The sequence below is a fragment of the Achromobacter sp. SIMBA_011 genome (assembly GCF_046535435.1).
Taxonomy (GTDB): Bacteria; Pseudomonadota; Gammaproteobacteria; order Burkholderiales; family Burkholderiaceae_B; genus Achromobacter; species Achromobacter dolens.
Genome location: NZ_JAWRWN010000278.1, coordinates 1 through 289, shown reverse-complemented (window position 1 = coordinate 289; position 289 = coordinate 1). Strand labels below are relative to the sequence as shown.

The 289-nt window shown below is 64.0% G+C and carries 1 protein-coding gene; it reads right to left on the bottom strand.

Annotated features, from left to right (window positions below; all coding sequences use genetic code 11):
• Window positions 1–289 (bottom strand): hypothetical protein (locus SB816_RS30935; RefSeq protein WP_410548111.1); only part of this gene is annotated, 289 nt, incomplete at both ends.

Here is a 289-nt window from a genome sequence, read left to right as displayed (position 1 = left end):
CGATCGGTCAGCAGCAGCACCTCGACGCCCTTCTTGCGGAACACTTCCAGATGCGGGCTGTTCTTCGCGGCCTGCCACGTATCGGCGGTCACGTAGTAGATCTTGCTCTGCTCCGGCTTCATGCGAGACACGTAGTCGGCGAGCGACACGTCCTGCGCGTCGGTGTCGCCGTGAATTACGATCACCGCGCCGGAGCCGAGCATCGAGCCCGCCTTCGCGATCGAGTCGTAATCGAGATCGGTCTGCATCATGATGTCGCCCGGGATCACCGGCGCCGACGAACCGCCCG